We start from the raw sequence: 10,010 nt of genomic DNA, 5'->3' as shown, positions 1-10,010 counted from the left end.
AATGACTCCCCTCTCCCGCTTGCGGGAGAGGGGTTGGGGGAGAGGGTGGTGTGAATCCCCCTCTCCCTAGCCCTCTCCCCCAAGGGAGAGGGAACAGATCAGCGCCTGCCCGCCCACGCGCGCAGCAAGCCAGGAGGCCGCAACAGATGTTCCATACCGTACTGATCGCCAACCGTGGCGAGATAGCTGTCCGTACCATTCGTACGCTCAAACGCCTGGGCGTCAAAAGCGTCGCCGTCTACTCCGACGCCGACCGCAATGCCCAGCATGTACGCGACGCCGATGTCGCCATTGCCCTGGGCGGCGACAAGCCGGCCGACAGCTACCTGCGTATCGACAAGATTCTCGCTGCCGCGCAGCAAACCGGCGCCCAGGCGATCTACCCCGGTTACGGTTTTCTCTCGGAAAGCGCCGAGTTCGCCGATGCCTGCGAAGCAGCCGGCATCGCCTTCGTCGGCCCGACCGGCGAGCAGATTCGCGAGTTCGGCCTCAAGCACCGTGCCCGCGAACTGGCCGCCCAGGCCCAGGTGCCGATGGCGCCGGGCACCGGCCTGCTGCACAGCATGGAGGAAGCGCTGGCCGCCGCTGCAAGCATCGGTTACCCGGTGATGCTCAAGACCACCGCCGGCGGTGGCGGCATCGGCCTGACCCGTTGCAGCGACGCCGCGGCCCTGGAAAGCGCCTATGAAAGCGTCAAGCGCATGGGCGAGCAGTTCTTCAGCGATGCCGGCGTATTTCTCGAGCGTTTCGTCGATCAGGCGCGGCATGTCGAGGTGCAGATTTTCGGTGACGGCGCCGGCCGCGTCGCCGCCCTCGGCGAACGCGACTGCTCGCTGCAGCGGCGCAACCAGAAGGTGGTCGAGGAAACCCCGGCGCCGAACCTGCCGCAGGCCACCCGCGAGCGTTTGCACGCTGCCGCCGTGCAGCTTGGCGACTCGGTGAAATACCGCAGCGCCGGCACCGTGGAATTCATCTACGACGCCGCCCGCGACGACTTCTACTTCCTCGAAGTGAACACTCGCCTGCAGGTCGAACATCCGGTCACCGAGATGGTCACCGGTCTGGATCTGATCGAGTGCATGCTGCGCGTGGCCGCAGGCGATGCGCTGGACTGGCCCGCACTCGACCGCGCCCCGCAAGGCGCTGCCATCGAAGTGCGGATCTACGCCGAAGACCCGCTGAAGAACTTCCAGCCCAGCCCGGGCGTACTTACCGATGTGCATTTCCCGGACGACGTGCGTGTCGACGGCTGGGTCAGCACCGGCAGCGAGGTTTCAGCCTTCTACGACCCGATGATCGCCAAGCTGATCGTCCATGCGGCGACTCGTGACGAAGCCATCGGCAAACTGCAAAAAGCCCTGGGCGAAACCCGCCTGCACGGCATCGCCAGCAACCTCGACTACCTGCGCCAGGTGGTGGCCGATGAGCGCTTCGCCACAGGCCAGGTATGGACGCGCCTGCTCGACGGTTTCACGTTCGGGGCCAACGTCATCGAAGTGCTGGAGCCCGGCACCTACTCCAGCGTTCAGGATTACCCCGGCCGTCTAGGCTACTGGGATATCGGCGTGCCGCCGTCCGGGCCGATGGATGATTTCGCCTTCCGCCTGGCCAACCGCATCGTCGGTAACGCGGCCGAAGCCGCTGGCCTGGAATTTACCCTGCAAGGGCCGACCCTGCGCTTTCACAGCGACGCGCTGATCGCCCTGACCGGCGCCGATTGCCCGGCCACCCTGGACGATGCACCAGTGGCCTACTGGCAGCCAATCGTGGTCAAGGCCGGTCAGGTGCTCAAGCTGGGCCGCGCCGTCAGCGGCTGCCGCACTTATCTGGCCGTACGCAATGGCCTGGACGTGCCGCTGTACCTGGACAGCCGCTCCACCTTCGCCCTCGGCCAGTTCGGCGGGCATGCCGGGCGCACCCTGCGTACCGCCGACATGCTGGCCATCTCCCAACCCGAGTTGCCGGCCTGCACCACACCGGCGCCAGTCGCCCCGCCACAGGCTGCGCACCCGAGCCTGATCCCCAGCTACGGCACCACCTGGAACATCGGCGTGCTCTACGGCCCGCACGGTGCGCCGGACTTCTTCACCGCTGAAGCCATCGAGGAGTTCTTCGCTGCCGAATGGGAGGTGCACTACAACTCCAACCGTCTCGGTGTGCGCCTGTCCGGGCCGAAACCGAGCTGGGCGCGGGCCGACGGTGGCGAAGCCGGCCTGCACCCGTCCAACGTGCATGACTGCGAATACGCCATCGGCTCGATCAACTTTACCGGCGACTTCCCGGTAATCCTGACCAAGGATGGCCCCAGCCTCGGCGGTTTCGTCTGCCCGGTAACCATCGCCAAGGCCGAGCTGTGGAAGGTCGGCCAGGTCAAGCCCGGCGACAAGCTGCGCTTTCACCCCATCGGCTTCCAGCAGGCGCAGAGCCTGGAGCAGGCGCAACTGGGCAGCATCGAGGCCCTGGCGGCGATCAGCGCAGTGACCCTGCCGGCGCCGTCGCTGCAACCGGACAGCACCGTTTCCGCCACCGTACTGGCCGAGCTGCCGGCTGAAGGCAGCCGTCCGCGCGCGGTGTATCGCCAGGCCGGCGATGCCTACATCCTCCTGGAGTACGGCGACAACGTGCTGGATCTGGCCCTGCGCCTGCGCGTGCACCTGCTGATGGAGGCGCTCAAGGCACAGCCGCTGCGCGGCCTGGAAGAGCTCGCCCCCGGCGTGCGCTCGCTGCAACTGCGTTATGACAGCCGCGTGCTGCACCAGCGCACCCTGCTCGAACACCTGCTGCGCCTGGAGCGCCAGCTCGGCGATGTCGCCCAACTCAAGGTGCCAACCCGTATCGTCCACCTGCCCATGGCCTTCGAGGACAGCGCAACGCTGGCCGCCGTCGAACGCTACCGCGAGACCGTGCGCAGCGAGGCGCCCTGGCTGCCGAACAACGTCGACTTCATCCAGCGCGCCAATGGCCTGGAAAGCCGCGAGCAGGTGCGCGACATCCTGTTCGACGCCAGCTACCTGATTCTCGGCCTCGGCGACGTCTACCTCGACGCGCCCTGCGCCGTGCCGCTGGACCCGCGCCATCGCCTGCTCAGCTCCAAGTACAACCCGGCGCGCACCTTCACCGCCGAGGGCACCGTGGGCATCGGCGGCATGTACATGTGCATCTACGGCATGGACTCGCCCGGCGGCTATCAGCTGGTCGGCCGCACCCTGCCGATCTGGAACAAGTACGTGAAGAACGCCCAGTTCGAGAATGGCCAGCCCTGGCTGCTGCGCTTCTTCGATCAGGTGCGTTTCTACCCGGTCAGCGAGGCCGAACTGGACGAATTCCGCGAAGCCTTCCGTGAGGGCCGCGCGCAGATCCGCATCGAGGAAACCGAGTTCGACTTCGCCGCCTACAACCGCTTCATCGCCGACAACGCCGCCGATATCGCCGCGTTCCAGAGCAAACAGAAAGCCGCCTTCGACGCCGAGGTCGAACTGTGGAAGGACGACGATCCGAGCGCCGCACAAGCGCTGAGCGCCATGACTGACGACGACGCCGATCTGGACGGCCATCTGGTCGCCGCCGAGATGAGCGGCAGCGTGTGGAAGGTGCTGGTCGAGCCCGGCCAGCATGTGGAAGCCGGCACCCCGCTGCTGGTGGTCGAGGCGATGAAGATGGAGCTGGCAGTGACCGCGCCGGTGGCCGGCACGGTCAAGTCACTGCGTTGCGCCCCCGGCAAGGCGGTGACGCCGGGCGACGCGCTGCTCCTGTTGACCCCGAGCGAGGCGGCCTGAGATGCAACTGGTCAGCCCGGCCAAGCGTGGCAAGGAGCGCCCGGAGAATCTCGCCGAGCGCATCTACGCCCAGCTCAAGGACGACATCTTCGAGTTCCGCCTGCTGCCGGGTGACCGTTTTTCCGAAGGCGAGATCGCCGAGCGCATGGCCGCCAGCCGCACGCCGGTGCGTCAGGCGCTGTATCGCCTGGAGCGCGAGGGCTACCTGGAGGTGTATTTCCGCAGCGGCTGGCAGGTCAAGCCGTTCGATTTCGCCCATTTCGAGGAGCTCTACGAGGTGCGCATCGTCTTTGAACTGGAGGCGGTCAAGCGCCTGTGCGAGCGCCCCAATGAAGAGCTGCCGGATGCACTGGAACAGCTGCGTCGCACCTGGATGGTGCAACCCGAGCAGCGCCTGCAGGACGGCCGCGAAGTCTCGCGTCTGGACGAACGTTTTCACTGCAAACTGGTGGAAGCCGCCGGCAACCGCGAGATGGCCCGCCTGCATGCCGAAGTCAGCGAAAAGATCCGAATTATCAGGCGCCTGGACTTCACCCAGGAGCCGCGCGTGGCGCTCACCTACGAGGAACACGCACGCGTCCTCGGCGCGATCCTGTCGCGTCGCTGCGAAGAGGCACAGCTATTGCTCAAGACCCACATAGAGGTCAGCAAAGCGGAAGTGCGCAAGATCACCCTGCACATGCTGCACAGCGCCCGGCAACGGGCACTGCCGGTGCAAGGGTGACGTAAATGACCTTTGAATCACTGCCGAACAATAAAGAGCTGTCCACTTACTCAAGTTGAGAATGGAGAACGCACCATGCAACGTCGCAGCCTGATCAAGGCCTTTACCCTTTCCGCTTCCATCGCCGCCATGGGCCTTTCCTGGTCCATCCAGGCCGCCGAGACCATCAAGGTCGGCGTCCTGCATTCGCTGTCCGGCACCATGGCCATTTCCGAAACTTCGCTCAAAGACATGGCGCTGATGACCATCGACGAGATCAACGCCAAAGGCGGCGTGCTCGGCAAGCAGCTCGAAGCGGTGGTGGTAGACCCGGCGTCCAACTGGCCGCTGTTCGCCGAGCGTGGCCGTCAGTTGCTGACCCAGGACAAGGTCGCCGTGACCTTCGGCTGCTGGACTTCGGTGTCGCGCAAATCCGTGCTGCCGGTCTACGAGGAGCTCAACGGCCTGCTGTTCTACCCGGTGCAGTACGAAGGTGAAGAAATGTCGCCGAACGTGTTCTACACCGGTGCGGCGCCAAACCAGCAAGCCATTCCGGCAGTGGAATACTTGCTCAGCGAAGACGGCGGCGGCGCCAAGCGCTTCTTCCTGCTCGGTACCGACTACGTCTACCCGCGCACCACCAACAAGATCCTGCGCGCCTTCCTGCACAGCAAAGGTATCGCCGACAAGGACATCGAAGAGGTCTACACCCCGTTCGGCCACAGCGACTATCAAACCATCGTCGCCAACATCAAGAAGTTCTCCGCCGGCGGCAAGACCGCTGTGGTTTCCACGGTGAACGGCGACTCCAACGTGCCGTTCTACAAGGAACTGGCCAACCAGGGCCTGGAAGCCACCGAAGTACCGGTCGTAGCCTTCTCCGTGGGTGAAGAAGAGCTGCGCGGCATCGACACCAAGCCGCTGGTCGGCCACCTGGCGGCGTGGAACTACTTCCAGTCCGTGGAAAACCCGGTCAACGAGAAGTTCGTCGCCGACTGGAAAGCCTACGCCAAGGCCAAGAACCTGCCGAACGCCGACACCGTGGTAACCAACGATCCGATGGAAGCCACCTACGTGGGCATCCACATGTGGGCACAGGCCGTCGAGAAAGCCGGCACCACCGACGTCGACAAGGTGCGCGAAGCCATGGCTGGCCAGGAGTTCGCGGCGCCGAGCGGCTTCACCCTGAAGATGGACGAGACGAACCACCACCTGCACAAGCCGGTGATGATCGGCGAGATCCAGGAAGACGGTCAGTTCTCCGTGGTCTGGGAAACCGAAGGCCCGATCCGCGCCCAGCCGTGGAGCCCGTACATCGAGGGTAACGACAAGAAAGCCGATACCCCGGTGAAGTCGAACTAAGGCAAAAGCCCCTCCCCCCAGCCCCTCTCCCGCAAGCGAGAGAGGGGAGACAAGCTGCACGGAGCAATGCACTGCACCGTACCAGTCCCCTCTCCCCCCTTTCTTTTATGAAGAGGGGGAGAGGGTTAGGGAGAGGGTCGCCGTAGCCCGGATGCAATCCGGGAAGCTCGCCCCGGACTTCATCCGGGCTACGCCAAGGACACCCCTATGCCCACTGCCCTTACCCGAATTCTGCTGAGCCTGCTGCTGTTGCTGCCACTGGCAGCGCATGCTGGCGAGGCCGACGACTTCGCCGCTGCCAACGCCAGCAAGCAGGCCAAACTCCTGCAGAGCTGGGCTGCAGCCCCCACCACAGATCGCATGCCACTGCTGCAAGCCCTGCAGCAGGGCCGCGTTGCCAGCGATGCCGACAAACGCGCTTTCATCGAACAGGACGGCACCTGGCTCGCCGCCGACGGCGCAGCCGAGGCCAATGGCACGCCGCGAAAGCTGCGCCTGAACAACCGCCTGCGCGGCCTGATCGGCGTCGCCGTGGCCAGTCATCAGTTGCTCGACGACGATGCGGCCGTGCGCCTTGGCGCCGCCAAGCAACTGCAACGCAATACGCCGCCGGCATTGCTGCCGCTGCTGGAAAATCGTCTGAGCATGGAAGCCGACGAGGATGTGCGTGACGCCATTACCCAGGCCCTGGCCAACCTGCAACTGGAAGCCAGCGATCCGGCCGTGCGCCTGGCGGCCGTGGAGCGCCTGGGCGAAACCGGCGACCCGCTGGCCCGCACGCGCCTGCAAAGCCTGCTCGATGGTGAAGAAAGCGATACCGCCGTACGCAGCGCCGCCGAACAGAGCCTGGCCCAGGTGAAGCACAAACTGCTGATCGGCGAGTTACTCGGCCAGGCCTTCAGCGGCCTGTCGCTAGGCTCGATCCTGTTGCTCGCAGCGCTGGGCCTGGCCATCACCTTCGGCCTGCTCGGGGTGATCAACATGGCCCACGGCGAGATGCTGATGCTCGGTGCCTACACCACCTATGTGGTGCAGCTGAGCTTCCAGCGCCTGGCCCCCGAATACCTGACGCTCTACCCGCTGGCTGCGCTGCCGATTGCCTTCCTGGTCACCGCCTGCATCGGCATGGCGCTGGAGCGCACGGTAATCCGCCACCTCTATGGCCGCCCGCTGGAAACCCTGCTGGCCACCTGGGGCATCAGCCTGATCCTGATTCAGCTGGTGCGCGTCACCTTCGGCGCGCAGAACGTCGAGGTGGCCAATCCGGCCTGGTTGTCCGGCGGCGTGCAGGTGCTGCCGAATCTGGTATTGCCCTACAACCGCATCGTCATCATCGGCTTCGCGTTGTTCGTCGTGGTGCTGACCTGGTTGTTGCTGAACAAGACGCGCCTGGGCCTGAACGTGCGCGCGGTAACGCAAAACCGCAACATGGCCGCCTGCTGCGGCGTCCCCACCGGCCGCGTGGACATGCTCGCCTTCGGCCTGGGCTCGGGCATCGCCGGCCTGGGCGGCGTGGCCCTGAGCCAGATCGGCAACGTCGGCCCGGACCTCGGCCAGAGCTACATCATCGACTCATTCCTGGTGGTGGTGCTCGGTGGCGTCGGCCAACTGGCCGGCAGCGTGCTGGCCGCCTTCGGCCTGGGCGTGCTGAACAAGTTCCTCGAACCGCAGATCGGTGCGGTACTCGGCAAGATCCTCATCCTCGCGCTGATCATTCTGTTCATCCAGAAGCGCCCGCAAGGCCTGTTCGCACTGAAAGGAAGGGTGATCGACTAAGCGGGGCCTGCTCACGCCAATTGACGACCGCGCCGCTGCCACGCTGGCGGCGCTATGCGAAGGAACATGAGAATGCTGCCAATGCAAAACTGCCTGAATGCCCCAGCCGCCATCGAGTCAGCGGCCCTTCGGGTTGCGGCTGCCAACGCGCCATGCGTCGTTGTGGAGCTTGCCGAGGGAACGACCATCGCCTGCGCTCCACGCCTAGCCTGGCGCGCTGGCCGCCTGCACCGCGGTGCGCCCCTTGACGCGAGCATGCCCCGATGACTGCGCCACTCAATCAAACGCTTCTGGCCCGTGCCAGCGCCAAGCTCGGCCCGCAGGTTTCACTGGCTGTCGGCCTGCTGGTACTGGCGATTCTCGTCGCCATGCCGCTGCTGCACCTGCTGCCGGCCGAGCACAGCCTGCACATCTCGGCCTATTCGCTGACGCTGGTGGGCAAGATCCTCTGCTACGCCATCGTCGCCCTGGCGCTGGATCTGGTCTGGGGTTACGCCGGCATGCTGTCGCTGGGCCACGGCCTGTTCTTCGCCCTCGGCGGCTACGCGATGGGTATGTACCTGATGCGCCAGAGCGCCGGTGACGGCCTGCCGGCGTTCATGAGCTTCCTGGCCTGGAACGAGTTGCCCTGGTACTGGTACGGCACCTCCAGCTTCCTCTGGGCGATGTGCCTGGTGGTGCTGGCGCCCGGCTTGCTGGCCCTGGTGTTCGGCTTCTTCGCCTTCCGCTCGCGGATCAAGGGCGTGTACTTCTCGATCATGACCCAGGCCCTGACCTTCGCCGGCATGCTGCTGTTCTTCCGCAACGAAACCGGCTTCGGTGGCAACAACGGCTTTACCGGCTTCACCCGCATCCTCGGCTTCGACATCACCGCGCAAGGCACCCGCGCCGCGCTGTTCTTCGCCTCCGTGGTGCTGCTGGTGGGCAGCCTGTACCTGGGCTTTCGCCTGGCGCGCAGCAAGTTCGGCCGGGTGCTCACCGCCCTGCGTGACGCCGAGAACCGCCTGATGTTCTGCGGCTACGATCCACGCGGCTACAAGCTGTTCATCTGGGTGCTGTCGGCCGTGCTGTGCGGCCTGGCCGGCGCGCTGTATGTGCCGCTGGTGGGCATCATCAACCCCAGCGAAATGGCGCCGACGCAGTCCATCGAAGCCGCCGTCTGGGTCGCCCTCGGCGGGCGCGGTACGCTGATCGGTCCGCTGCTCGGCGCCGGTATCGTCAACGGCATGAAGAGCTGGTTCACCGTGGCCTTCCCGGAGTACTGGCTGTTCGCGCTCGGTGCGCTGTTCATCGTCGTCACCCTGTTTCTACCGAGGGGCGTGGTGGGCCTGCTGCGCAAGGAGAAAGATCAATGAGAGCCACGCCACTACCCGAAACCATGCTCGAAGCCGCCTTCGACCCCACCGGCCTGGCGCTGGACACCGGCAAGACCGTCGGCAAGGGCGTCAACGTCCGTCACGGCACCATCCTCACCCTGGAAGACATCAACGTCAGCTTCGATGGCTTCAAGGCGCTGACCAACCTGACCCTGTACATCGGCGTTGGTGAGCTGCGCTGCATCATCGGCCCCAACGGCGCCGGCAAGACCACCATGATGGACGTGATCACCGGCAAGACCCGCCCCGACAACGGCGTGGCCTACTTCGGCGAGCAGTACGATTTGACCGCCATGAGCGAAGTGCAAATCGCCCAGGCTGGCATCGGCCGCAAGTTCCAGAAGCCGACGGTGTTCGAAGCACTGACGGTGTTCGAAAACCTGGAGCTGGCGCAGAAGACCAACAAGTCGGTGTGGGCCAGCTTGCGCGCCCGGCTCAGCGGCGAGCAGCAGGACCGCATCGAGGAAGTGCTGACCACCATCCGCCTGGAAGCCTCGCGCAACCGCCCGGCCGGCCTGCTCTCCCACGGTCAGAAGCAGTTTCTCGAAATCGGCATGCTGCTGATGCAGGAACCGCATCTGCTGCTGCTCGACGAACCGGTAGCGGGCATGACCGATGCCGAGACCGAGTTCACCGCCGAGCTGTTCAAGTCCCTGGCGCGCAAGCACTCGCTGATGGTGGTCGAGCACGACATGGGCTTCGTCGGCTCCATCGCCGACCACGTCACCGTGTTGCACCAGGGCAGCGTGCTGGCCGAAGGCTCGCTGGAGCAGGTGCAGAACGACGAGCGGGTGATCGAGGTGTATCTGGGTCGTTGAACCATCGCTCCCTGATTCGCGGCTGAAGCCGCTCCTACGAGATGTCCATCACAGCCTTGTAGGAGCGGCTTCAGCCGCGAAGAAAATTGATGGTTTCCACTGCGAGGCCACATACCGCCCGCGCGGGAACCCCTCCCGACACGCTCAACGCTCCAGCGCCGCGAAGCGTCGTCAGTTGCATACCCACGCTGGGCGTGGG

The 10,010-nt window shown here is 65.2% G+C and carries 6 protein-coding genes; all 6 read left to right on the top strand.

The window, feature by feature from the left end; translation table 11 throughout:
• Positions 1-146: 146 nt before the first annotated feature.
• The 6 genes from uca (at position 147) to urtD (ending at position 9,811) form a co-directional block, all read left to right on the top strand.
• The gene (gene uca, locus PCLY_RS01675) at positions 147-3,776 is read left to right on the top strand and encodes an urea carboxylase (protein WP_061237510.1); all 3,630 of its coding nucleotides are present in this window, start codon (positions 147-149) and stop codon (positions 3,774-3,776) included.
• A 1-nt stretch (position 3,777) separates the two neighbouring features.
• The gene (locus tag PCLY_RS01670) at positions 3,778-4,500 is read left to right on the top strand and encodes a GntR family transcriptional regulator (RefSeq protein WP_061237509.1); all 723 of its coding nucleotides are present in this window, start codon (positions 3,778-3,780) and stop codon (positions 4,498-4,500) included.
• A 75-nt stretch (positions 4,501-4,575) separates the two neighbouring features.
• Entirely contained in the window at positions 4,576-5,841 is a 1,266-nt protein-coding gene (gene urtA / locus PCLY_RS01665) for an urea ABC transporter substrate-binding protein (protein ID WP_061237508.1), read from the top strand.
• A gap of 207 nt (positions 5,842-6,048) precedes the next feature.
• The gene (urtB, locus tag PCLY_RS01660) at positions 6,049-7,617 is read left to right on the top strand and encodes an urea ABC transporter permease subunit UrtB (RefSeq protein WP_061237507.1); all 1,569 of its coding nucleotides are present in this window, start codon (positions 6,049-6,051) and stop codon (positions 7,615-7,617) included.
• Positions 7,618-7,880: 263 nt separating this feature from the next.
• Positions 7,881-8,972: an urea ABC transporter permease subunit UrtC gene (gene urtC / locus PCLY_RS01650; protein WP_061237505.1), complete on the top strand. Its 1,092-nt coding sequence runs from the start codon at positions 7,881-7,883 to the stop codon at positions 8,970-8,972.
• On the top strand, positions 8,969-9,811 hold the full coding sequence (gene urtD, locus PCLY_RS01645; protein ID WP_061237504.1) for an urea ABC transporter ATP-binding protein UrtD: 843 nt from the start codon (positions 8,969-8,971) through the stop codon (positions 9,809-9,811). Before urtC ends, urtD begins: the two co-directional genes overlap by 4 nt.
• Positions 9,812-10,010 lie beyond the last annotated feature (199 nt).

This window comes from Ectopseudomonas composti (assembly GCF_001567565.1).
In the GTDB taxonomy this organism is placed as follows: Bacteria; Pseudomonadota; Gammaproteobacteria; order Pseudomonadales; family Pseudomonadaceae; genus Aquipseudomonas; species Aquipseudomonas composti_A.
The sequence above is the reverse complement of the archived record's forward strand: the minus strand, read 5'-3'. Positions and strand labels throughout refer to the sequence as shown.

Excerpts from the sequence above, each read along its gene's own strand:
- uca (WP_061237510.1), top strand. The coding sequence starts at position 147 with ATGTTCCATACCGTACTGATCGCCAACCGTGGCGAGATAGCTGTCCGT.
- PCLY_RS01670 (WP_061237509.1), top strand. The coding sequence starts at position 3,778 with ATGCAACTGGTCAGCCCGGCCAAGCGTGGCAAGGAGCGCCCGGAGAAT.
- urtA (WP_061237508.1), top strand. The coding sequence starts at position 4,576 with ATGCAACGTCGCAGCCTGATCAAGGCCTTTACCCTTTCCGCTTCCATC.
- urtB (WP_061237507.1), top strand. The coding sequence starts at position 6,049 with ATGCCCACTGCCCTTACCCGAATTCTGCTGAGCCTGCTGCTGTTGCTG.
- urtC (WP_061237505.1), top strand. The coding sequence starts at position 7,881 with ATGACTGCGCCACTCAATCAAACGCTTCTGGCCCGTGCCAGCGCCAAG.
- urtD (WP_061237504.1), top strand. The coding sequence starts at position 8,969 with ATGAGAGCCACGCCACTACCCGAAACCATGCTCGAAGCCGCCTTCGAC.